This is a genomic window from Pseudomonas sp. MWU15-20650, assembly GCF_023242475.1.
In the GTDB taxonomy this organism is placed as follows: domain Bacteria; phylum Pseudomonadota; class Gammaproteobacteria; order Pseudomonadales; family Pseudomonadaceae; genus Aquipseudomonas.
The window spans coordinates 58,766-82,389 of the sequence record NZ_JALJFG010000005.1; the positions used below are offsets into that span (position 1 = coordinate 58,766).

Below are 23,624 nucleotides of genomic sequence, written 5' to 3' on the forward strand. Positions count from 1 at the left end.
TTCCTACAGTTGGTTTTGCGGTGTTGGCTAGCCGAGGTTTTTGCCTAGCAGGGCATGGTAGAGCTCACTGTCGCCCAAGATCCCCACCACCTTGTTGTTGTCATGCAACACCAGCTTGTTCCCCGTCTGATAACGAATCTGCAACGCATCGCGCATGCCGATGTTCGAGTCCACCAGCGTCGGTACCCGGCCCAAACCTTCCACGGCTTGCCCCGGTGCCCAGTTCTGCAGGTTCATCACCGCGCCATTCTGGCGAGCGCCCTTGATGGTATTGCCCTCGGCCAAGTCCAGCCATGAGTCGCCACCTGGGTCCAGGCACACAGAGCCGTTAATGCGCTTGCAGTTGTCCAGGGTGCGCATCAGGCTGCGGCCGCACAGTACGTTCAGCGGGTTGGTGTGGGCGACGAAGGTGCGCACATAGTCGTCCGCCGGGTTCAGCACGATCTCTTCCGGCACGCTGTACTGGATGATCTTGCCGTCTTTCATGATCGCGATACGGCTACCCAGCTTGAGCGCCTCGTCCAGGTCATGGCTGACGAACACGATGGTCTTGCTCAACTTGCGTTGCAGTTCCAGCAGCTCATCCTGCAGGCCCTGGCGAATCAAGGGGTCGAGGGCCGAGAAGGGTTCGTCCATCAGCAGGATATCGGCGTCCATCGCCAGTGCGCGGGCCAGGCCGACACGCTGCTGCATGCCGCCGGACAGCTCGTCGGGCTTCTTGTTGCGCCATTGGCTCAGGCCCACCAGTTCGAGCTTTTCATCAACCAACGTACGCCGCTCTTTCTCCGGCCGGCCCTGCATTTCCAGGCCAAAGCTGATGTTCTCGCGCACGGTCAGCCAGGGCATCAAGGCGAACTTCTGGAACACCATGGCGATGCGCTTGGTGCGCATCATTTTCAGCTCGGCGGGCGTGCAGGACGCGATGTCGATCTGGCGCCCTTCATGCTCCACAAACAGTTGGCCACGGCTCACGGTGTTGAGGCCGTTGATGCAGCGCAGCAGGCTGGATTTGCCGGAGCCGGACAGGCCCATCAACACGCAGATCTCGCCTTTCTCGATATCCAGGCTGGCCTTTTCAACGCCGACAATCTGCCCGGTCTTTTTCAGGATCTCGTTACGGCTCATGCCCTGGTCCAGCAGCTTGAGCGCTTCGCGTGGGTCTTTGGAGAAGATCACGTCGACTTTGTCGAATCGGATAATGCTCATGCATCACCCCCTACTTTAGCGTCGGGTTGTTTGCAAATACGGTCGAGCATGATGGCCAGCAACACGATTGCCAGGCCCGCTTCAAAGCCCAGGGCGATGTCGGCGGTGTTGAGTGCGTTGACCACGGGCTTGCCGAGGCCGTCGGCACCCACCAGGGCGGCAATCACCACCATCGACAACGACAGCATGATGCATTGGGTAATACCGGCAGCAATGCTCGGCATGGCGTGTGGCAGTTCAATCCGCGAGAGCAACTGACGGCGTGAGCAGCCAAAGGCTTTGCCTGCATCCATCAACTCTTGGGGAACATCGCGGATACCCAGGTAGGTCAGGCGGATAGGCGCGGCAATCGCGAACACCACCGTGGAAATCAGGCCGGGTACCACGCCCAGCCCGAAGAGGGTCAGGGTAGGGATGAGGTAGACGAAGGTCGGTACGGTCTGCATCAGATCGAGCACCGGCCGCATCAGGGTGTAGAACATCGGTTTGTGCGCGGCAACAATGCCCAGCGGCACGCCGATGACCACGCAGACCAGGGTGGCGAACAGCACCTGCGCGAGGGTTTCCATGGTTTCCTGCCAGTACCCCAGGTTCAGGATCAGCAGGAAGGAGGCGATGACAAAAACGGTCAGGCCCCATTTGCGTTGAATAAAGTGAGCGAGTAGCGCAATCAGACCGATCAATGCCAGCGGATTGAACCAGGTCAGCGCAAACGTCACACCGTGGATCATCGTTTCCAGGGTCGATGCGATTGCGTCGAAGTAGTTGGCACCGTGTTTGGTCAACCATTCGACGAAGGCAGCGATGTACTGGCCTAGTGGGATTTTCTGTTCAGTCAGCATGGTAGTGAATGTCCACATGCGAAGGGGAAAACATCCCGGGGCAGCGTACCGCCCCGGGGTCAGCAGTTACTTGTCGAGGTAAGCTTTGACGGCCTCCAGGCCAGGTTTGCCATCAACCGTGGTGACACCGGCCAGCCAGGTATCGAGCACTTGCGGGTTCTTCTTCAGCCACGCCTTGGCAGCGGCGTCCGGCTTCATCTTGTCGTCCAGCACGTTACCCATCAGCGAGCTTTCCATGTTCAGGGTGAACGACAAGTTCTTCAGCAACTGGCCCACGTTGCTGCATTCCTGGGTGTAGCCCTTGCGGGTGTTGGTATAGATGGTGGCCTGGCCGTAGTTGGGGCCGAACGAGTCGTCACCCCCGGTCAGGTACTTGATCTTGAAACGGGTGTTCATTGGGTGCGGTTCCCAGCCAAGGAACACAATGGCCTGGCCGCGCTTGGTGGCACGTTCTACCTGCGAGAGCATCCCGGCTTCGCTGGATTCCACCACTTTGAAGCCCGCGTCTTTCAGACCGAACTGGTTCTTGTCGATCACGGTCTGGATGGTGCGGTTGCCGTCGTTACCCGGCTCGATACCGTAGATCTTGCCGCCCAGCTCATCCTTGAACTTGGCAATGTCGGCGAAGTCTTTCAAGCCCTTGTTATACAACTCCTCCGGTACCGCCAGGGTGTACTTGGCGTTCTCAAGGTTGGCGCGCACGGTTTCCACGGTGCCGGCATCACGGTACTGCTTGATGTCGTTTTCCATGGTCGGCATCCAGTTGCCGAGGAAGATGTCCATGTTCTTGCCATCGGCCAGGGACTTGTAGGTCACCGGTACCGAAATCATCGTGGTGCGTGGCTTGTAGCCCAGGCCCTTGAGAATCTCGCTGGTGGTGGCGGTGGTGACGGTGATGTCGGTCCAGCCGACGTCGGAGAAGTTGACGGTCTGACATTGTGCCGGTTCTGCAGCGTGCGCCAGGACTGGCAGACTCAGCATGGCGGCCAACAACAACGAGGGTGAACCTTTCATGGGGCTAGACTCCTGTGTTTTTTCTGGCGGCATTCGCCGCGCTTTATAAGGGTTGCGGTTGGAGCGTGCTTTGAGGCGGCGGCACGGTGCCTTGTAAGCGAGTCGAGACTGATCATGTACCAGTGAAAATCTGACGCCTACAGGGGGCGTCGTATCCAGTACAGGGATGGTCGTATCCAGTGTCGGTGACGTCGCTTACAGATTTTTCCAGCGGCAAAACTGCAGTTTTTATCCATCTGCACCGCTAAAAACGGCCAAAACGCCTGATCGCTCGTGCGCGACGCTCGTGAGCATGGGTGCGTCGGTGTGAGACGCCGTGAGGGGCAACAAAAGCTTGATGATGCCCCTATTCGGGCGGATTGAGCGTAGCAGCTGGCCCGTGTTTATCTAGGAGTTTCACGGCAATGGCTATCAGTGTTTTCGACCTGTTCAAGATCGGCATCGGGCCTTCGAGCTCTCACACCGTCGGCCCCATGCGCGCCGCGGCGTTGTTCGTACAAACGTTGCGTGAGCGTGAACTGTTGGAACAGGTTCGGCGCGTTGAAGTGCAGCTGTACGGTTCGCTGTCGGCCACCGGCATCGGCCACGGCAGCGACACCGCCACCCTCATGGGGCTGATGGGCGAGTGGCCGGACGCGATCGACCCGTCGCAAATTGGCCTGCGCATTCATACCTTGCGCGAGACCGACACGCTATTGCTCGACGGTCGCCTGCCGGTGCCCTTCGTCTGGGCTCGGGACATGCGCCTGCTCGACGAAAACCTGCCGTTCCACCCCAATGCCATGACTCTGGTGGTGTATGGCGATGACGGCGAGTTGCATCGTGACACCTACTATTCCGTCGGTGGCGGTTTCGTGGTCGATGAGGCCCAGGCCCGAAGCGGCGTAGCCGACATGGATCGCACTGAGCTCCCTTATGATTTTTCCAGTGCGGTGGAGTTGTTGCAGTTGTGCAAGACCCACAACCTGCGTGTCGCCGAGTTGATGCTCGCCAATGAGAAAGTCTGGCGCAGCGAAGCAGACATCCGCAGCGGCCTGATGAAACTCTGGCGTGCCATGCAAGATTGCGTGGAGCAGGGCCTCAAGCACGAAGGCATCCTGCCCGGTGGCCTGAACGTGCGCCGTCGTGCCGCCAAGTTGCACCGCAGCTTGCAGGAATTGAACAAACCCAATGTGATCGGTTCGACCTTGAGTGCCATGGAGTGGGTCAACCTGTTCGCCTTGGCGGTCAACGAAGAAAACGCCGCAGGTGGGCGCATGGTGACGGCGCCGACCAATGGCGCGGCGGGGATCATTCCGGCGGTGTTGCACTACTTCATGAAGTTCAGCGACGACGTGACCGAAGCCAACGTGGTCGACTACCTGCTCAGCGCGGCAGCGGTGGGGATATTGTGCAAGAAGAACGCATCGATCTCCGGGGCTGAGGTGGGCTGCCAGGGGGAGGTGGGTTCCGCGTGCGCGATGGCTGCCGCCGGGTTGGCGGAGATCCTGGGCGCCACGCCCGAGCAATTGTGCAACGCGGCGGAAATTGGCCTGGAGCACAACCTCGGCCTGACCTGCGACCCGGTGGGCGGGTTGGTGCAAGTGCCGTGCATCGAACGCAACGCGATTGCAGCGGTGAAGGCGATCAACGCTGCGCAGATGGCCCTGCGGGGTGACGGCCAGCACTTCATCTCCCTGGACCGGGTGATCCGCACCATGCGCGATACCGGGGCCGATATGCACGACAAGTACAAAGAGACATCGCGCGGTGGGTTGGCGGTCAGCGCGGTTGAGTGCTGACCTGCTTTTGTGGCGAGGGAGCAAGCGCCCTCGCCACAAAGGATCGACACTGCTCATAAAGTGAACACTCGGATCCCAGCGCGCCACCTTTTAGCGCGTCGCAAACAGATAAGTAGCTCCCAAACGATTTTTTGCCCCACGGACCCTTCCCCGTGCTTTGGGTGACAGACTTTCCCTACGCTCTCAAAGCGCCTTCCCACAAGTGCTACCGATCTGCTCACACCCCCTTGAGCGGGCTTGTTCCTACATCCTTTTAGGGTATATCCCGCACTTACCGCGCGGGCTTATATAGACGCGTCATCAGGTCGTTTTCAGGAGTTATTGAATAGCCATTCAATTTTAGGCATGGCATTTGCTCTATCAATTCAAAGCCTCTCTCCTCGCTGGAGCGGAGCGCAATAACAAGAGCCTCGCCTGAGGCCATCACCCGCTTTGTGTGAGGAGATACCGCGATGACGTCGTTCAACTCCGGGGCCCAACCCCAGAACCGTGCGCCTCAATCCATCGGCTTTTTGCTGCTGGACAATTTCACGCTGATTTCCCTGGCGTCAGCAGTCGAACCCCTGCGCATGGCCAACCAGCTGTCCGGTCGCGAGCTGTATCGCTGGACAACCCTGAGTGTCGACGGCAACCAGGTATGGGCCAGCGATGGCCTGCAAATCACTCCCGATGCTTCCATGCACAAAGCCCCGGCCCTGGACACGGTGATTGTCTGTGGCGGCGTGGGTATCCAGCGTACGGTCACCCGTGAACACGTGTCGTGGCTGCAAAGCCAGGCGCGCCAGTCTCGCCGCCTCGGCGCCGTGTGCACCGGCAGTTGGGCACTGGCCTGCGCCGGTTTGCTCGATGGTTTCGATTGCAGCGTGCACTGGGAATGCCTGGCGTCGATGCAGGAAGCTTTCCCGCGTGTGTCGATGAGCACCCGACTGTTCACCCTCGACCGCAACCGCTTTACCAGCTCCGGCGGCACCGCGCCGCTGGACATGATGCTGCACCTGATCAGCCGCGACCACGGCCGTGAATTGTCGGCGGCGATCTCCGAAATGTTTGTGTACGAACGCATCCGCAACGAACAGGATCACCAGCGTGTGCCGCTCAAGCACATGCTCGGCACCAACCAGCCGAAGCTGCAGGAAATTGTTGCGTTGATGGAAGCCAACCTGGAAGAGCCGATCGACCTGGATGAACTGGCGGTCTACGTCGCCGTGTCTCGTCGCCAGCTGGAGCGGCTGTTCCAGAAATACCTGCACTGCTCGCCGTCGCGCTACTACCTCAAGCTGCGCCTGATCCGTGCACGGCAGTTGCTCAAGCAAACGCCGATGTCGATCATCGAAGTGGCGTCGGTGTGTGGGTTTGTCTCCACGCCTCACTTCTCCAAGTGCTACCGCGAATACTTCGGCATTCCGCCGCGGGATGAGCGCGTAGGCTCCAACACCACCCAGCAAGTGGCGATGATGCCGATTCCTCAGGCGCTGGTGTTGTCACCATTGTCGGGGCCGATGTCGGCGTTGAGCCAGGCTCGGAATGAGTCGACTTTTGCCAGTGTAAGGCTCTAAGCCGAAGTGCTGCTATCGGGAGCAAGCCCCCTCCCGCATTGACTGTGTTCACACGTTCAAATGTGCGAATACAGTCAATGCGGGAGGGGGCTTGCTCCCGATCAGCGGCGCCTCAGGCGCCAGAGTTCTGCTTGAACTGCACCAGGGCCGGTAACAGCTGCTTGTCGATCGCCTGGCGAACGGCCGGCAGAATCGTCGCACTACCGGAGTACATCTGCTCAACCATGCCCTTGAGTGCCTTGGCCCGGATAGCGCTCAAACCACGCACCGCACATTCGCACGCCTGCTCGGCGCTGGCGCCGCTGGACACTTCAAAGCCCAGCGAGCGCAGTTGGCCCAGCAGGTCATCCTGGTCAATCAAATCCGCGTGCATCATGACGTTTATCCTGGTGTAGGGAACGGAGATCGACTTGGATTCTGGTAGGCCCTCGGTCGGTCGGCAAGGGCAGAATCAACGAATGGCTCAGATGGCTATGAACAGGTCGTTTTCGGGTCATTTACCGATAGCAGTAATAGGCACACTGAAGGCCAGGCAAGCAACTTGAAGGTTTGGTCACCCTCGGGATGTGATGCTTACACAAAGCGCTCTGCCCCGATCCAGTCACGGCTGGACCGGGGCTTTTTTTGCCCGAGATTGTGGGTGGCCACACCGTGGTCTAGCGCTGCAACACCAGAATCCGCGAGAGCAGCTCATCCCGGTCGATGTAGCACCCCTGGAAATGCCGCGCGCCGGAGGCGGGATCAAACGCATTGCGCGCATGCAAGGTGCGGCGGTTATCGAAGCACCACAGTTCACCCGGGTTCAGGCGCCTGACCAGGCGAAAACGCGCCTCGCGTGTCATGGCGATAAAACGTCGATAAGCGCGATACAGCAACGGCATCTGCTCGACCGGCGCATCAAACGGCCCGCGTAAGAAGTTGGCCATGCGAATTTCCGCCACGTCCCCCGAGGCATCCAGCGCAATGATCGGTGCAAGGCGGCGGTAGTCGCTGTGCCGATCCTTGTTGCGAAACTCCACCGGGATCTCACACAGGGCGTCGAACGCCTCAGGGTCTTCGGCACGCAGCACGTTGGCGATGGCAAACCCGTCGACAAAAATACTTTCGCCGCCGTCAGCCTCATTCACCAGGCAATGCAGAAACTGCAGCCCCGGTTGCAGCTCTCGTGTGGGTAAGTCGCTGTGCAGCGGCAGGTTGAAAGCGGTATAGGCATTGCTGTCGGCATCGGCCTTGGATTGCACATTGAACAGCACACCGAAATTGCTCTCACGAATAAAGGCAATGCGTTTGGCGACCAACGCCAGGGAGCCCGGCTCGGTGGGCACCCCACGGATTTGCGTCAGCCCCACGTCACGCAAGGCCAGCAGCCATTGCAGCAGGGCATTGGGGTCTTCCATCACCGCCGCGTAGTCGAAGACCGGCAGCTTGAGCGTGTGATTCCACAACTGCGGCTTGGGCTTTTTGGCGTGGCGTTCGTGACGGGATGCATCGTCGTAGGCGTGGGCCCGCAACCAGCCGGGATCGTACTGGCTGCGATGGCCACCGCTCCATTCCACACTCAGAAAACCCTGATCAATACGGGCGGCGATGGCGCTGAGGTTTTCATCCACATCAACGATCTCCAGCACCTGCTCGCGGGTCACGCTGTACACACATTCCGCGCACGGGCAGTTGTCCCGCAACCACGGGTGATGGAATGGGCTGATGCGACCATCGGCCCATTCCACGCGAATATGATCGTTCAGTACCTGCACATCGGCGAGGTCGCAGGTCTTCGGGTACGTACGGAAGTCGGCAACAGCGGCGGCGGTTTGCATGGCGATTCCTTATGGTTTTTGGGGCGGCAGTCCAATCACTCGGCCAAGCAGGGCGGGTCTTGGCAGGTCCGTCTGTTCAGCGCTGATGGCGGCAAGTTTTTCCAGCGTGGCCTCGGTGAACGGTGCCGAGTGCGGGCCGGCGAGATCGACATGCAACAGCATCTGTTCGTTACCGGCCAGCGCTCGCTCTTCGCCCACACGATGCAGGCTGTGATAGAGGTGCAGGCGCTTGGCGTCGTAGGCGATGAGTTGGGTGTGTACCTGGACCTCGGCGCCGAGCTTTACTTCATGCAGGTAGTTCAGGTGCAGTTCCAGAGTGAACAGCGAATGGCCGCTGGCTTCGCGGTTTTCGCTGTCCAGGCCGAGGGTGTCCATCAGCGCATCGGTGGCGTAGCTGAAGATCAGCAGGTAGAACGCGTCGCGCAGGTGGCCGTTGTAATCCACCCAGCCCGGCAGGACTTGGGTGGTGTAGGTGGTCAGTGCAGGCATGGTGGGGTTCCTGTTATTCGGCAAAGGCCATGCCGTGCTTTTGCTTGGTGGTTTTCACCGCCTCCAGCACCGCCAGCAGGCAATCATCACGATAGCGCTCCAGCGCCGAGATGCTGTGTGTGCCCAGCTGATCGCGGGTGCCATCGACCACATCATCGATCAGCTTGTCGGTCAGTTCCGGTGCCGGCAGGTAGGTCCACGGCAACTGCAACGCCGGGCCGAACTGCGCCATGAAGTGCCGCATCCCGGCATCGCCGCCCGCGAGGGTGTAGGTCAGGAATGTGCCCATGAACGACCAGCGCAAACCAGCGCCAAACCGAATGGCGTCGTCGATTTCACCGGTCGTTGCCACACCGTCATTGACCAGGTGCAACGCCTCCCGCCACAACGCTTCGAGCAAACGGTCGGCGATAAAGCCGGGCACTTCCTTGCGCACATGCAGCGGGCGCATGCCCAGGGATTCATACACCTTGATCGCCGCCTGGATCGCTTGCGGCGCGGTGTTTTTGCCGCCCACCACTTCCACCAGCGGCAGCAGGTAAACCGGGTTGAACGGGTGGCCGACCACGCAGCGTTCCGGGTGGGTCGAACCTTCGTAGAACTCACTTGGCAACAGGCCCGACGTGCTCGAACCAATCAACGCGTTGGGCTTGGCCGCCGCGCTGATCTTACTGTGCAGCTCCAGCTTCAACGCCAGGCGCTCGGGGGCGCTTTCCTGGATGAAGTCGGCGTCTTTTACGCATTCTTCGATGGTGGCGACAAAGCGCAGGCGGTCCTGGGAGGCACCGGGCGCCAGGCCCTGTTTCTCAAGGGCTCCCCAGGCATTGGCGACGCGTTTGCGCAGCGCTGCTTCGGCACCGGGCGCCGGGTCCCAGGCGACCACATCCAGGCCGTGGGCCAGGGCGCGGGACACCCAACCGCTGCCGATAACACCGCTGCCGAGGGCGGCGAAGGTTTTGATCTCAGTGATAAAGCTCATGTCGACAATCCTGAATAATGTGAAGAACCCTGTGGGAGCGAGCAAGCCCGCTCCCACATTTTTGATCCGGTTTCGGCAGGAGGGTTAGCCGCGCTTGGTGAGGCCCATCTTGATTCGGCCTTCGGCCGGGGTCATGACCCGTGCACCCAGGCGGCTGAGGATTTCACTGGCGCGTTCAACCAGTTGGCCGTTGGTGGCGAGCACGCCTTTATCCAGCCACAAGTTGTCTTCCAGGCCGACGCGCACGTTGCCGCCCAGCAGCACCGCTTGTGCGGCCATTGGCATCTGCATGCGGCCGATCCCGAAACCGGCCCACACCGCGTCGGCGGGCAGGTTGTCGACCATGGCTTTCATGGTGGTGGTATCGGCCGGCGCGCCCCATGGAATGCCCAGGCACAGTTGGAACAGCGGGTTATCGAGCAGTCCCTCCTTGATCATTTGCTTGGCGAACCACAGGTGGCCGGTGTCGAAAATTTCCAGCTCGGCCTTTACCCCCAACTCTTGAATACGCTTGGCTCCCGCACGCAGTTGCGCCGGGGTGGACACGTAAATGGTGTCGCCATCGCCGAAGTTCAGGGTGCCGCAATCGAGGGTGCAGATTTCCGGCAGCAGTGCCTCGACGTGGGCCAGGCGAGTCAGTGGGCCGACCAGGTCGGTATTGGGGCCGAACTCCATCGGGTTCTCGCCGCCACCGATCTCCAGGTCGCCACCCATGCCGGCGGTGAGGTTGACGATGATGTCGATATCGGCCTCGCGGATGCGCTCCATCACCTCGCGATACAGCGCGACGTCACGGCTGAACTTGCCGGTCTGCGGGTTACGCACATGGCAGTGCACCACGGTGGCGCCGGCCTTGGCGGCTTCTACGGCCGCCGCGGCGATTTGTTTGGGGGTGACCGGCACGTGCGGGCTTTTGGCGGTCGTGTCGCCAGCACCGGTGAGTGCGCAGGTGATGATGACGTCATGGTTCATGAGGCAGGTTCCTTGCAGGCGTGGTGATGCCGTTCGCGATCGGAAATGACCGCGAAACGGTGATTCGAAACAGGTTATTTGCTCGTCAATTGCAGGTTGGCCGCAGCCGGTTTGCCGTCGACGGTCGTCACACCTTCCAGCCAGCGGGCCTGGTCTTGCGGGTGATCCTTGAGCCACTGCCTGGCCGACTCGATGGCGTCTTTGTGATCCAGCAACGGCTGCATCATCCGGCTCTCGTCGGCGGCGGTGAAGGTCAGGTTGGTCAACAGTTTGTGCACGTTGGGGCACTGTTCGGCGTAGTTCGGCGAAGTGACGCTCCACACCGTGGCCATGCCTTCGTTCGGCCCCAGCGCGTCATCGCTGCCGGTGAGGTAGGTCATCGCAACGTTGACGTTCATCGGGTGCGGCGCCCAGCCGAAGAACACCACGGCCTCCTTGCGGCGCACGGCGCGGTCCACGGCGGCCAGCATGCCGGCCTCGCTGGACTCCACGAGCTGGAATTTACCCAGGCCGAACTGGTTCTTGGCGATCATCGCCTTGATCTGGGTATTGGCGCCGGAGCCCGGTTCGATGCCGTAGATCTTGCCGCCCAGTTCTTTTTCGAACTTGGCGATATCGGCGAAGGTTTTCAGGCCCTTGTCCGCCAGGTAAGTCGGCACGGCCAGGGTCGCGCGGGCGTCTTCCAGGCTCGGTTTCTCAAGGACCTTGACCTGCTTGGCATCGATGAACGGGGTGATGGTCTGGGTCATCAGCGGGTTCCAGTAACCGAGGAACAGGTCCAGGCGCTGGTCGCGGATGCCGGCGAAGATGATTTGCTGGGAGGCACTGGTCTGTTTGGTCTTGTAGCCGAGGCCATCGAGCAATACCTGGGTCATGGCGCTGGTGGCGATCACGTCGGTCCAGTTCACCACGCCCATGCGTACGTTCTGGCAAGACGCCGCGTCGGCCGCCAGTACATTCGTGCTCAAGATGGCGCTGGCGCTGAGTGCAAGCACACAGCGGCTGATCAGTCGGTTCATGGTGGATCCCTCGGCAGGTCGTTATTGTGGGAGCCGGCGTCTTTATGCGCCGTGCGATCAAGTTACGCAGCTTGCGGGGCAACAAAACGCACGGCGGCGACTCGCTCTTGCACTGCAGCGACCTGTGCTCTTGAATGGCCCGTAGAACTGGCGTATCACAGTGACCACGCTGCCCGTCCGACGAGAGCGCCACCATGTCCCAGGATTTCTACTTTTTGCTGATGCCGGGGTTCTCGGCCATTGGCTTTATCTCTGCGCTGGAGCCGCTGCGGGTGGCCAACCGCTTTCGTGGCGAGCTGTACCGCTGGCACATATTGAGTGCCGACGGCGGCGCGGTGCTGGCGAGCAATGGCATGTCGGTCAACGCCGACGCCGCGCTGGAGCCGTTGAAGAAAGGCGCGACCTTGATGGTGGTGGCCGGCTTCGAGCCGTTGCAGTCCGCCACGCCGGCCCTGGAGCACTGGCTGCGCCGTCTCGACCACGACGGCGTGACCCTCGGCGCCATCGACACCGGTGCCTGTGTGCTGGCCGAGGCGGGCCTGCTCGACGGCTACCGCCTGACCCTGCATTGGGAAGCCATCGACGCCTTCAAGGAGTCGTACCCGCACCTGAGCGTGACCCAGGAATTGTTCGAAATCGACCGCCGTCGCATCACCTGCGCCGGCGGTACCGCCTCCATCGACCTGATGCTCGACCTGATTGCCCAGGCCCATGGCCCTGAGTTGGCTATCCAGGTGTCCGAGCAATTTGTGCTCGGGCGCATCCGTCCGCGCAAAGACCACCAGCGCATGCAGATCGCCACGCGCTACGGCATCAACAACAAAAAGCTGGTGCAAGTGATCGGTGAAATGGAACAACACACCGAACCGCCGCTGACCACCCTGGCACTGGCCGAGGCGATCAAAGTCACCCGGCGCCAGTTGGAGCGGTTGTTTCGTCTGCATTTGAACGACACGCCAAGCAACTTCTACCTCGGCCTGCGCCTGGAGAAAGCCCGGCAGCTATTGCGTCAGAGCGACATGAGCGTGCTGGAGGTGAGTATTGCGTGCGGGTTTGAGTCGCCTTCTTACTTCACGCGCAGCTATCGGGCGCGGTTTGCCAAGTGCCCAAGGGAGGATCGGCGACGAGAGGTGGTTTGACGGGCAATTATAGTTAATTATACTAGCTACTATAATTTATAGTCATTTCCATAATTGAGTATAAAAGCATGTCGAAGAACAGCGGCTTCGTGTTTCGCCGCCCCGCCCTGGCAAGCAGTATCGCCGATGGTTTGGTGGGGGCCGGTATTCAGGATTTTACCTCTGGCCTGTTTCTCGCGGCGCCGCGCCGCACCGGCAAAAGCACCTTTTTGCGTGAAGACCTGATCCCCGAGTGTCAGCTGCGGGGTTGGCTGGCGGTGTATGTCGATCTCTGGGCCGATAAAGAGAAAGATCCGGCGGAATTGATCGCCAGCGCCATTGCCGCTGCGCTGGTTCCCTTTGAGAAGGGCATTCGCAAATTGGCCAAGAACATCGGCATCGAGAAACTAAGCTTTCTGCGCACCCTGTCCTGGGACTTCACCAAGCCACAATTGCCCGTCGGTGCCACACTGACCCAAGCCCTGGAGTTGCTGCACAGCGCGGCGGAAAAACCTGTGGTGCTGGTGATTGACGAAGCCCAGCATGCTTTAACCACCGAGTCCGGTATCAACGCGATGTTCGCGTTGAAGGCCGCCCGGGATCAGCTCAACCAAGGCCGTGACGAGGAGGGCAGCGGCTTGCATCTCGTGTTCACCGGTTCTAATCGTGACAAGCTTGCGCATTTGGTGTTGGGCAAAAGCCAGCCGTTCTTCGGCTCCAGCATCACGCCGTTCCCCTTGCTCGGCAAAGCGTTCACCCAGGCTTACACCGCGCACCTCAACGCGCACTTGGCCGAAACCAATCAATTCAACGCTGCAGATATCGATGAGGCGTTTGAGTTGGTAGGGCGTCGTCCCGAGATGCTGCGCACCATCATCGGTGAAGTGGCGTTGGAACTGGGTGAGGCCAGCAACCTGGGCCAATTGCTGCACAGTCGCGCCGAATTCCTGCGCGCGGGCGTATGGACGGAGTTCGAAAGTGCCTGGAACAACCTCACCGTCCCCCAGCGCGCTGTGCTGGAGGTGATGGTGGCGCGTTCACAAAACAATGAACCCTTCGCGCCCTTTACCGACAGCACACTCACGGCGGTCAGCAAGGCGCTGGAAGACATGGGCAGCGATGTGGTGCCGGGCACCCAGACCATACAGGCGTGCATTGATGCGCTGCGCGACAAGGAGCTGGTGTGGAAGTCGAGCCGTGGCGGGTATGCCCTGGAAGACAAGTCATTCGGGGATTGGCTGCTGCACAAGCGCTGAAGCGCACCACAAAACCAATGTGGGAGGGGGCTTGCCCCCGATAGCGGTGGGTCAGCAGCCTATCAGTGACTGACACCCCGACATCGGGGGCAAGCCCCCTCCCATATTTGATATGCGTCGTGGTTTATTTCTTTACCAGCGCCGAGCACGCCGCTTTGTAAGCCTCGTGCTGATACTTGTTCAGCGAAGCCGGCAACTCAACGTTGTGCTTCTTGTTCTGCGCATTGATGGTCTGCGGCGACAGCAGTGTCACCTCAACCCCCTCCAGCAACTGAAACACGCCTTCAATCTTGAACGTGGTCGGGCCACCGGCAAATTCGCCTTTCTTGCTGCGCTTCTTGATCGCGATGCGGGTGATGGCGTTTGCCTGCACAAACGCCTTCACCTGGGCGGCGAAGGCTTTGACGTTCGCCGCTTCATCGTCATCTCCAAGCGCGATTTTCTTGGTGGCCAGGGCGACGTGGGTCAGCGCCTGGTTGTCCTGAGAGGCGACAGCAATGATGGCTTCGCTGCCTTTGATTTCGATGCCGCAGATAGTCATTCAATGGCCTATTAAAATGGGGCTGAGTGGCGAGTATCAGTAATGCCGGTCTTCTTCTTGATGTTGATAGATCTGATGCGCCGTCCAGAACATCAGTATCGAGAACACCACCATCAGGCCGGCGCTTACGCTCATAATGTAGAAGTTAGGCGAACTCGATTTAAAGTTCGCCTTGATGTTATGCACCGTCGGAAACCATTTTGAGTACACCACGGGGACCGGGCCGCCCACTTCGTAGCCAGGGTCGTCGACGTAGCTGCTGTTGTTCACCATGCCTTCCATGCGTTGGCCTTCATGCTCGAAGGCGTAATACACGTTGATGCTGGAGGCCCAGGCGCTGAGGCGTTCCAGTTGGGTGATGTGCCCGATGGTTTCGATGGGCGCCGCCTTTATCAGTGCAAAAGGTGCGCCCCGGCTCACCGACAAACTCAGCATCAGCGACAGTATCAGCATGGCTAAAAACAGCAGGGCGGCGCGCGTGTAGAGGAAATCCCTCTGCGCTTCGCGTGGGTAATACATGTGAATTCCTTTTCAATAATCCTTGGCGCTTGCAACCGGCTTATTCCTGGCCGATCGACTCCAAAAACTCCGACCGCTCATCACTCATCCGCGCCAGGCAGTCATTCTGCTGGATCGCATAGTCTTTGCTGCCGTTCACCGCCGGGAAGGTGTCCACCGCGCAATCGGCGTCACGCAACTTCTCCCATTTCTGCTGGGCGTCCTTCAGACGAGCGGTAATGTCGGCCAACTGCGACTTGTTGCTGCCATAGGTCGACCCCATGCGTTCGAGCAGCCCCTGGTAGTTGTCCTTGAGCAATTGCTCGGCAGTGGTCTTGTTGAACGTGGCGCATTCCAGGGTTTGCTTGTCGTTCTCGATGCCATCGCAGGGCGTGTTGTCGGTGTCTTCCGCCGCGTGGACGCCGGTTGCGATGAGTGCCAAAGCCAGGAAAATTGATTTCATTGCGCCGTCTCATATCAAGTGATGGGGCAAATTCTGGCTCAAGCGTGGGACAAAGAACAGACGTCAGCCAGAGATGTCATGTTGGCCTTTGTCGTGGATTGACGCTTTCGGCAATTCCCCTGTCGTTTTTGCACCCGGCTCCGTCGGCCCCTGGGCATATGCTGGCCCCAAAGCGCCGGCAGACGATTCGGCGCATGAATCGCCAATAAGGGGACGCCTGATGAGCCCAGCGCAATTGCACGCCGACAGCATCGTTATCGACGGGCTGATCATTGCCAAGTGGAACCGCGAGCTGTTCGAGGACATGCGCAAAGGCGGCCTGACCGCCGCTAACTGCACCGTGTCGGTGTGGGAAGGGTTCCAGGCCACCATTAACAATATTGCCGCCAGCCAGAAACTGATCCGCGAGAACAGCGACCTGGTGATCCCGGTGAAAACCACCGCCGATATCCACCGCGCCAAGGAGCAGGGCAAGACCGGCATCATCTTCGGCTTCCAGAACGCGCATGCGTTTGAAGACCAGCTCGGCTATGTCGAGATCTTCAAGCAGCTTGGCGTGGGTGTGGTGCAGATGTGCTACAACACCCAGAACCTGGTGGGCACCGGTTGCTATGAGCGGGATGGCGGCCTGTCGGGCTTCGGGCGCGAGATCGTCGCCGAAATGAACCGTGTCGGCATCATGTGCGACTTGTCCCACGTTGGCTCCAAAACCTCCGAAGAAGTCATCCTCGAATCGAAAAAGCCGGTGTGTTACTCCCACTGCCTGCCCTCGGGGCTTAAAGAACACCCGCGCAACAAGTCCGATGAAGAACTCAAGTTCATCGCCGACCACGGCGGTTTTGTCGGCGTGACCATGTTCGCGCCGTTCCTGGCCAAGGGCATCGATTCAACCATCGACGACTACGCCGAAGCCATCGAATACACCATGAACATCGTCGGCGAAGACGCCATCGGTATCGGCACCGACTTCACCCAGGGCCATGGCCAGGATTTCTTCGAAATGCTGACCCATGACAAGGGCTACGCCCGCCGCCTGACCAGCTTCGGCAAGATCATCAACCCGCTGGGCATCCGCACCGTGGGCGAGTTCCCCAACCTCACCGAGACCCTGCTCAAGCGCGGCCACAGCGAGCGCGTGGTGCGCAAGATCATGGGCGAGAACTGGGTCAACGTGCTCAAGGACGTCTGGGGCGAATAAGCCAGCGCTGACACTTCTTTTCCTCCGGTCATCCGTACCGGGGGCATCAAAACGAATTTTCCGGAGTTAAGTTTCCATGGCCAAGATCGCCCCGCAATTGCCTATCGAAGTTGACAGTGAAACCGGTGTCTGGACCTCCGACGCCCTGCCGATGCTGTACGTGCCACGCCATTTCTTCGTCAACAACCACATGGGTATCGAAGAAGTGCTGGGCGCAGACGCCTATGCCGAGATCCTCTACAAGGCCGGCTACAAATCTGCCTGGCACTGGTGTGAGAAGGAGGCCGAGTGCCACGGCCTGGAAGGCGTCGCGGTATTCGAACACTACATGAAGCGTCTGTCGCAGCGCGGCTGGGGCCTGTTCAAGATCCAGGACATCGACCTCGACAAGGGCACCGCCAGCGTCAAGCTTGCGCACTCGGCGTTTGTCTATGTGTACGGCAAGGTCGGGCGCAAAGTGGACTACATGTTCACCGGTTGGTTTGCCGGCGCCATGGACCAGATTCTGGCCGCGCGCGGCAGCAAGGTTCGCACCGTGGCCGAACAAGTCTACGGTGGCTCCGAAGAGGGCCATGACGACGGCCTGTTCACCGTCAAGCCGTTGTAAGCCGAGGACCCAGCCATGGCTTTCGAAGCAATGTTCCAGCCGATCCAGATCGGCAAACTGACCATCCGCAACCGCGTGCTCAGCACCGCCCACGCCGAGGTGTATGCCACCGACGGCGGCATGACCACCGACCGCTATGTGAAGTACTACGAAGAGAAAGCCAAGGGCGGCATTGGCCTGGCGATCTGCGGCGGCTCCTCGGTGGTGGCGATCGACAGCCCCCAGGAGTGGTGGAGTTCGGTGAACCTGTCCACCGACCGTATCATCCCGCACTTCCAGAACCTGGCTGACGCCATGCACAAGCATGGCGCCAAGATCATGATCCAGATTACCCACATGGGTCGCCGCTCGCGGTGGGACGGCTTTAACTGGCCCACCCTGATGTCGCCGTCCGGTGTGCGTGAGCCGGTGCACCGCGCCACGTGCAAGACCATCGAGCCGGAAGAGATCTGGCGTGTGATCGGCAATTACGCCAGCGCCGCCAAGCGCGCCAAGGCCGGTGGCCTGGATGGCGTGGAACTGTCCGCCGTGCACCAGCACATGATCGACCAGTTCTGGAGCCCGCGGGTCAACAAGCGTACCGACGAATGGGGCGGCACCTTCGAAGGCCGCATGAAGTTCGGCCTGGAAGTCCTGAAAGCCGTGCGCGCCGAGGTCGGTGATGACTTCTGTGTGGGCATGCGCCTGTGTGGCGACGAATTCCACCCGGACGGCCTGTCCCACGAGGACATGAAGCAGATCGCCAAGTACTACGACGACACCGGCATGCTCGATTTCATCGGCGTGGTGGGCTCGGGTTGCGACACCCACAACACCTTGGCCAACGTGATCCCCAACATGAGTTACCCACCGGAGCCGTTCCTGCACTTGGCGGCCGGTATCAAGGAAGTGGTCAAGGTTCCGGTGCTGCACGCGCAGAACATCAAGGACCCGAACCAGGCCACGCGCATTCTCGAAGGCGGCTATGTGGACATGGTCGGCATGACCCGTGCGCATATCGCCGACCCGCACCTGATCGCCAAGATCAAGATGGGCCAGATCGACCAGATCAAACAGTGCGTCGGCGCCAACTATTGCATCGACCGCCAGTACCAGGGCCTCGATGTCCTGTGTATCCAGAATGCCGCGACTTCCCGTGAATACATGGGCGTGCCGCACATCATCGAGAAATCCACCGGGCCCAAACGCAAGGTGGTCGTGGTGGGCGCCGGCCCTGCCGGGATGGAAGCTGCGCGCGTCGCCGCCGAACGTGGGCACGACGTGACCCTGCTGGAAAAGAAAGCGTTTATCGGTGGGCAGATCACCACGGCCTCCAAAGCACCGCAACGCGACCAGATCGCCGGGATCACCCGTTGGTTCCAGTTGGAGCTGGCGCGTTTGAAAGTCGACTTGCGCCTGGGTGTGGCCGCCGATGCCGAGACCATCCTGGACCTGCGTCCGGACGTGGTGGTGCTGGCGGTCGGCGGGCATCCGAATGTCGAGCAAAACGAGCACTGGGGCGCTGCCGAAGGCCTGGTGGTCAGCAGTTGGGACGTGCTCGACGGCAAAGTGGCACCGGGCAAGAACGTGCTGGTGTACGACACCATCTGTGAGTTTACCGGCATGTCGGTGGCCGACTTCCTGGCCGACAAAGGCAGCCAGGTGGAGATCGTCACCGATGACATCAAGCCTGGGGTGGCCATCGGCGGTACGTCGTTCCCGACTTACTACCGCAGCATGTACCCCAAGGAAGTGATCATGACCGGCGACATGATGCTGGAAAAGGTCTACCGCGAGGGCGACAAACTGGTGGCGGTGCTGGAGAACGAATACACCGGCGCCAAAGAGGAGCGGGTGGTGGATCAGGTGGTGGTGGAAAACGGCGTACGCCCGGATGAAGCCATTTACTACGCGCTCAAGGAAGGCTCGCGCAACAAGGGCCAGATCGACGTTGAAGCGCTGTTCGCGATCAAGCCGCAGCCGTGCCTGAGCGAGCCGGGCGAGGGGTACTTGTTGTTCCGCATTGGTGACTGTGTGGCCCAGCGTAATACCCACGCTGCGATCTATGACGCCCTGCGCTTGTGCAAGGATTTCTGATACCGCAGGGCCAAAAATGTGGGAGGGGGCTTGCTCCCGATAGCGGTGGGTCAGCCAAAGCTGCATGAACTGACAGCCCGCCATCGGAGGCAAGCCCCCTCCCACATTCAAGGCCAGTTTCACAGTAGACCTGTGTGGTCTGTGGGAGCTTCACCATGTTGAACACCTTGCTGCCAATTCTCCTGTTTGCCGCCCTGGGCCTTGCGCTTCTTGGCGCACTGCGGCGTGTCGCAATGTGGCGCCGTGGCCGTGCCGCCAAAGTCGACCTGCTGGGTGGCCTGCTGGCCATGCCCAAGCGCTACATGGTCGACTTGCACCACGTGGTCGCCCGTGACAAATACATCGCCAACACCCACGTAGCGACTGCGCTGGGCTTTGTGCTGTCGGCGTTGCTGGCGATCCTGGTGCACGGCTTCGGCCTGCATAACCGCATCCTCGGCTACGCCTTGCTGCTGGCCTCGGTGCTGATGTTTGTCGGCGCCACCTTCGTCTACCTGCGTCGGCGCAATCCGCCATCGCGCCTGTCAAAAGGCCCGTGGATGCGCCTGCCGAAAAGCCTGATGGCCTTCTCGGTGAGCTTCTTCCTGGTGACCTTGCCGGTGGCCGGGATTTTGCCCGCCGACTTCGGCGGTTGGTTGCTTGCAGCATTGCTGAGCGTGGGCGTGTTGTGGGGCGTGTCCGAGATGTTTTTCGGCATGACCTGGGGCGGGCCGATGAAACACGCCTTCGCCGGTGCCCTGCACCTGGCCTGGCACCGCCGCGCCGAACGCTTTGGTGGCGGCCGCTCCACCGGTTTGAAACCGCTGGACTTGAGCGACAAAACCGCACCGTTGGGGGTAGAAAAACCCAAGGATTTCACCTGGAACCAACTGCTCGGCTTCGACGCCTGCGTGCAGTGCGGCAAGTGTGAAGCGGCATGCCCGGCGTTCGCTGCCGGGCAACCGCTGAACCCGAAAAAACTCATCCAGGACATGGTGGTCGGCCTGGCCGGTGGCACCGACGCCACGTTCGCCGGTAGCCCCTATCCCGGTAAACCGATTGGCGAACATGCTGGCAACCCGCATCAGCCCATCGTCAACGGCCTGGTGGACGCCGACACTCTGTGGTCGTGCACCACCTGCCGGGCCTGCGTGGAAGAGTGCCCGATGATGATCGAGCACGTGGACGCTATCGTCGACATGCGCCGCCACCTCACCCTGGAAAAAGGCGCCACCCCGAACAAGGGCGCCGAAGTCCTGGAAAACCTGATCGCCACCGACAACCCCGGCGGCTTTGCCCCGGGTGGCCGCCTGAACTGGGCGGCGGATTTGAACCTGCCGTTGCTCAGCGACAAGGGCAACTGCGAAGTGTTGTTCTGGGTCGGCGACGGCGCCTTCGATATGCGCAACCAGCGCACACTGCGCGCGTTCGTCAAAGTGCTGAAAGCGGCCAAGGTCGACTTCGCGGTGCTAGGCCTTGAGGAGCGCGACAGCGGTGACGTGGCGCGACGCCTGGGTGATGAAGCCACCTTCCAGTTGCTGGCTACGCGCAATATCCAGACCTTGGCCAAGTACACCTTCAAACGTATCGTCACCTGCGACCCGCACAGCTTCCACGTGCTGAAAAACGAGTACGGCGCCTTCAACGGTCACTATGCCGTGCAGCACCACAGCACCTTCATGGCCGAGTTGATCGGCGAGGGCGTGCTGAACCTGGGCCAGCACAAGGGCAACAGCGTGACCTATCACGATCCGTGCTATCTGGGCCGCTACAACGGCGAATACGAGGCACCGCGCCAAGTGCTGCGCGCGCTGGGTATCGAGGTCAAGGAAATGCAACGCTCCGGTTTCCGTTCACGCTGCTGCGGCGGGGGGGGCGGCGCGCCGATTACCGACATTCCAGGCAAGCAACGGATCCCGGATATGCGCATGGATGACATCCGTGAAACCGGTGCCGAACTGGTGGCTGTGGGTTGCCCCCAGTGCACGGCGATGCTTGAAGGCGTGGTCGAACCGCGGCCCTTGATCAAAGACATTGCCGAGCTGGTGGCCGATGCGTTGCTTGAAGACGCCACGCCGGCCAAAGCGCCTAAACGTGAACCTGCGGAGGTGCACTGATGAGCGACATTATCCGCCGCGACCCACGGGCTGAATGGATCGCCCGTAACCGCCTGCACCCGCTGCATGCGGCGATGCAGCCGGTGCAACACAGTTGGATGGGACCTAACGGGGTCCTGCGCAAGAACGTGCATGGCGTCGGCTTTATTGGCCCCAACGGCATCAAGCGTATCGACCGCAGCGGCGCCCAGCAAGGCGGTACGGCCAAGCGCACGGCGGCGGTGGAGGTGCAACTGCCGTTGCATCAAGTGCCGGCGCCTGCGTTCTACATCAACGTGGTACCGGACATGGTCGGTGGCCGCTTGAGCAGCCACGACCGCGATTTGCTCGGCCTGGCGCGGCAACTGGCGGGCAGCAATGGGGCCGTGCTGGCCGTGGTGTTCGGCGAGCACAAGGAAAGTGCGTTTGCCACGGCGGGTGTCGATCGCTTGTTAGTGCTGCAAGGACCTGAGTTCGACGGTTATTCACCGGAGCAACGCGTCCAGGGCCTGCGGGCTGTGGATAACCAGTTCAACCCACGCCATTGGCTGCTGCCGGACAGCCGCAGTGGCGGTGGTGAGCTGGGCCGGCGTTTTGCCGCCAGCCTCAAGGAGCGCCCGGCTACGCGGGTGTGGCAGATCAAGGGCAGTGAATGCATCGGCCGCGCGGGTGCCGGCCAGGAAGACTTGGCCCGGCCATTGCCGCGCCTGATTCTCGCCGCTGCCGAATGTGCCGACCCGGTCAGTGACACGCGCCATGAAGTGTTGCCTGTGGAGTTATCCACACCCTTGGCTCGCAGCTTGCCGCGCATCGAAGACCTCGGCGCGGTGGCGGTGGACCCGGCGGCGATTCCCATGGCCGAAGCAGAGTTTATTTTCTCCGGCGGCAACGGCGTGAAGGACTGGACCCTGTTCCACCAGACTGCCGCGGCCCTGGGCGCCACCGAAGGCGCGTCGCGGGTGGCGGTGGACGATGGCTTTATGGCGCGTGATCGCCAGGTCGGCGCCAGTGGCACTTGGGTCACGGCGCGGGTGTACGTGGCCGTGGGGATCTCCGGGGCGATCCAGCACCTGCAAGGCATCGGCGCCTGCGACAAGGTGGTGGCAATCAACCTCGACCCGGGCTGCGACATGATCAAGCGTGCCGACCTGTCGGTGATCGGCGAAAGCGCTGCGATCCTGCAAGCCCTGATCGCGGCGGTCGAGACTTACCGCAACGGCGCCAAGCGCGATGCAGCTTAAGGAAATGGCCATGACCATCAATGTAATCAGCCTGGTGTCCATCGGCGCCCACCCTACCTCCGGGCGCCCGCGCCGTGCCGAGCAGGATGCCCGCGCCGTCGAGCTGGGCCTGCAACTGGCTGGGGATAAGTTGCAGGTGCTGCACGCCGGCAACATCGCCGAACCCACCCTGCGCAGCTACCTGGGCATGGGCCTGCCACAACTGCAGGTACTGGAACAGCCGGCCGGCGCGGATGCCTTGCCGGTACTCAGTGACTATCTGCGCGACGCCGGCGCCCACGTGGTGCTCACCGGCAGCCAGGCGGAAACCGGTGAAGGCTCGGGTATGTTGCCGTTCCTGTTGGCCGAGCAACTGGGCTGGCCGCTGATTGTCGGGCTGGCGCACGTGGAGTCTGTCGAGGGCGGTGTGGCCCATGTGCTGCAAGCCCTGCCACGTGGGCAGCGGCGGCGCTTGAAGGTGCGCCTGCCGTTTGTGGCCACGGTGGATAACGCTGCGCCCAAGCCCCGCCAGAGTGCCTATGGCCCGGCGCAGCGGGGTGAGCTGGCGGCCCATGAGGTCGAGGTTGAACAGGACGAGTTATTCACAGGCGCCTTGCTGCAACCGGCCAAGCCTCGCCCCAAACGCCTCAAGGTGATCAAGGCCAAGAGCGGAGCCGACCGCATGAAGGCTGCAACGGCCAAGGCCAGTGGCGGCGGTGGGCAAGTGCTCAAGGGCCTCACTCCCGAGGCGGGCGCTGAAGCTATTCTCAAGCTGCTCGTAGAAGAAGGCGTGGTGCGCTAACCAATGTGGGAGGGTGCTTGCTCCCGATGGCGATGGTTCAGTTGTTGATAGGCTGACCGACACACTGCTATCGGGGGCAAGCCCCTTCCCACATT

Annotated in this window: 22 protein-coding genes; 10 read left to right on the forward strand and 12 right to left on the reverse strand. The window is 61.0% G+C overall.

The genetic code is table 11. The annotated features are described in order from the left end of the window. Nucleotides 1–27: 27 nt before the first annotated feature. From choV to M5B43_RS06930, 3 genes are all read right to left on the reverse strand, one after another. A complete protein-coding gene (gene choV, locus M5B43_RS06920) occupies nt 28–1,206 on the reverse strand; it encodes a choline ABC transporter ATP-binding protein (RefSeq protein ID WP_248749395.1) in 1,179 nt (392 codons plus the stop codon). Then, nucleotides 1,203–2,048, reverse strand: coding sequence for a choline ABC transporter permease subunit (gene choW / locus M5B43_RS06925; protein ID WP_150295675.1), 846 nt, complete (start codon nt 2,046–2,048; stop codon nt 1,203–1,205). The genes choV and choW overlap by 4 nt, the downstream gene beginning before the upstream one ends. A 66-nt stretch (nt 2,049–2,114) precedes the next feature. Next, nucleotides 2,115–3,062 carry a choline ABC transporter substrate-binding protein gene (locus tag M5B43_RS06930; RefSeq protein WP_248749396.1) on the reverse strand — a complete coding sequence of 316 codons (948 nt, stop codon included), beginning with the start codon at nt 3,060–3,062 and terminating at the stop codon, nt 2,115–2,117. A gap of 404 nt (nt 3,063–3,466) precedes the next feature. On the opposite strand from M5B43_RS06930, the gene M5B43_RS06935 reads away from it, so the two are divergent. Further along, nucleotides 3,467–4,843, forward strand: a complete 1,377-nt coding sequence (locus tag M5B43_RS06935) for an L-serine ammonia-lyase (RefSeq protein ID WP_248749397.1) — start codon at nt 3,467–3,469, stop codon at nt 4,841–4,843. Between the two features lie 452 nt (nt 4,844–5,295). Next, the gene (locus tag M5B43_RS06940) at nt 5,296–6,399 is read left to right on the forward strand and encodes a GlxA family transcriptional regulator (protein ID WP_065938176.1); all 1,104 of its coding nucleotides are present in this window, start codon (nt 5,296–5,298) and stop codon (nt 6,397–6,399) included. Between the two features lie 112 nt (nt 6,400–6,511). Here the strand turns inward: M5B43_RS06940 and M5B43_RS06945 are convergent, their stop codons facing one another. The 6 genes from M5B43_RS06945 to M5B43_RS06970 form a co-directional block, all read right to left on the reverse strand. Then, nucleotides 6,512–6,775 (reverse strand): hypothetical protein, encoded by a 264-nt coding sequence (locus M5B43_RS06945; protein WP_248749398.1) that lies wholly within the window; start codon nt 6,773–6,775, stop codon nt 6,512–6,514. A gap of 280 nt (nt 6,776–7,055) precedes the next feature. After that, nucleotides 7,056–8,216, reverse strand: coding sequence for a gamma-butyrobetaine dioxygenase (locus M5B43_RS06950; protein WP_248749399.1), 1,161 nt, complete (start codon nt 8,214–8,216; stop codon nt 7,056–7,058). Between the two features lie 9 nt (nt 8,217–8,225). Next, entirely contained in the window at nt 8,226–8,705 is a 480-nt protein-coding gene (locus M5B43_RS06955) for a thioesterase family protein (RefSeq protein WP_248749400.1), read from the reverse strand. A 13-nt stretch (nt 8,706–8,718) separates the two neighbouring features. Beyond that, nucleotides 8,719–9,684, reverse strand: a complete 966-nt coding sequence (locus M5B43_RS06960) for an L-carnitine dehydrogenase (protein WP_248749401.1) — start codon at nt 9,682–9,684, stop codon at nt 8,719–8,721. Nucleotides 9,685–9,768: 84 nt separating this feature from the next. Then, entirely contained in the window at nt 9,769–10,656 is an 888-nt protein-coding gene (locus tag M5B43_RS06965; RefSeq protein WP_248749402.1) for a 3-keto-5-aminohexanoate cleavage protein, read from the reverse strand. Between the two features lie 74 nt (nt 10,657–10,730). Further along, nucleotides 10,731–11,675 (reverse strand): choline ABC transporter substrate-binding protein, encoded by a 945-nt coding sequence (locus M5B43_RS06970; RefSeq protein WP_248749403.1) that lies wholly within the window; start codon nt 11,673–11,675, stop codon nt 10,731–10,733. A gap of 194 nt (nt 11,676–11,869) precedes the next feature. On the opposite strand from M5B43_RS06970, the gene M5B43_RS06975 reads away from it, so the two are divergent. Continuing rightward, the gene (locus M5B43_RS06975; protein ID WP_248749404.1) at nt 11,870–12,814 is read left to right on the forward strand and encodes a GlxA family transcriptional regulator; all 945 of its coding nucleotides are present in this window, start codon (nt 11,870–11,872) and stop codon (nt 12,812–12,814) included. 68 nt (nt 12,815–12,882) lie between these two features. Further along, a complete protein-coding gene (locus tag M5B43_RS06980) occupies nt 12,883–14,049 on the forward strand; it encodes an AAA family ATPase (RefSeq protein WP_248749405.1) in 1,167 nt (388 codons plus the stop codon). 124 nt (nt 14,050–14,173) lie between these two features. Here the strand turns inward: M5B43_RS06980 and M5B43_RS06985 are convergent, their stop codons facing one another. Genes M5B43_RS06985 through M5B43_RS06995 form a run of 3 tightly spaced genes read right to left on the reverse strand, consistent with a single transcriptional unit; the run spans nt 14,174 to nt 15,551 of the window. Next, entirely contained in the window at nt 14,174–14,590 is a 417-nt protein-coding gene (locus tag M5B43_RS06985) for a DUF3010 family protein (protein WP_248749406.1), read from the reverse strand. Between the two features lie 36 nt (nt 14,591–14,626). Beyond that, complete coding sequence (locus tag M5B43_RS06990; protein ID WP_248749407.1) at nt 14,627–15,109, reverse strand: hypothetical protein; 483 nt, start codon at nt 15,107–15,109, stop codon at nt 14,627–14,629. Nucleotides 15,110–15,149: 40 nt separating this feature from the next. Next, nucleotides 15,150–15,551, reverse strand: a complete 402-nt coding sequence (locus tag M5B43_RS06995; RefSeq protein ID WP_064454459.1) for a lysozyme inhibitor LprI family protein — start codon at nt 15,549–15,551, stop codon at nt 15,150–15,152. Between the two features lie 220 nt (nt 15,552–15,771). Between M5B43_RS06995 and M5B43_RS07000 the strand changes: the two genes are divergently transcribed. The 6 genes from M5B43_RS07000 to M5B43_RS07025 all read left to right on the forward strand — a co-directional run bounded on the left by M5B43_RS07000 (nt 15,772) and on the right by M5B43_RS07025 (nt 23,529). Then, the gene (locus M5B43_RS07000) at nt 15,772–16,749 is read left to right on the forward strand and encodes a dipeptidase (protein ID WP_248749408.1); all 978 of its coding nucleotides are present in this window, start codon (nt 15,772–15,774) and stop codon (nt 16,747–16,749) included. Between the two features lie 76 nt (nt 16,750–16,825). Next, complete coding sequence (locus M5B43_RS07005; RefSeq protein WP_248749409.1) at nt 16,826–17,356, forward strand: DUF5943 domain-containing protein; 531 nt, start codon at nt 16,826–16,828, stop codon at nt 17,354–17,356. Between the two features lie 15 nt (nt 17,357–17,371). Then, a complete protein-coding gene (dgcA, locus tag M5B43_RS07010) occupies nt 17,372–19,432 on the forward strand; it encodes a dimethylglycine demethylation protein DgcA (protein ID WP_248749410.1) in 2,061 nt (686 codons plus the stop codon). A gap of 155 nt (nt 19,433–19,587) precedes the next feature. Further along, nucleotides 19,588–21,528 (forward strand): dimethylglycine demethylation protein DgcB, encoded by a 1,941-nt coding sequence (dgcB, locus tag M5B43_RS07015; protein WP_248749411.1) that lies wholly within the window; start codon nt 19,588–19,590, stop codon nt 21,526–21,528. Next, nucleotides 21,528–22,748, forward strand: coding sequence for an electron transfer flavoprotein subunit alpha/FixB family protein (locus tag M5B43_RS07020; protein ID WP_248749412.1), 1,221 nt, complete (start codon nt 21,528–21,530; stop codon nt 22,746–22,748). The genes dgcB and M5B43_RS07020 overlap by 1 nt, the downstream gene beginning before the upstream one ends. A gap of 10 nt (nt 22,749–22,758) precedes the next feature. Next, the gene (locus M5B43_RS07025) at nt 22,759–23,529 is read left to right on the forward strand and encodes an electron transfer flavoprotein subunit beta (protein WP_248749413.1); all 771 of its coding nucleotides are present in this window, start codon (nt 22,759–22,761) and stop codon (nt 23,527–23,529) included. The last annotated feature ends 95 nt before the right edge of the window (nt 23,530–23,624 follow it).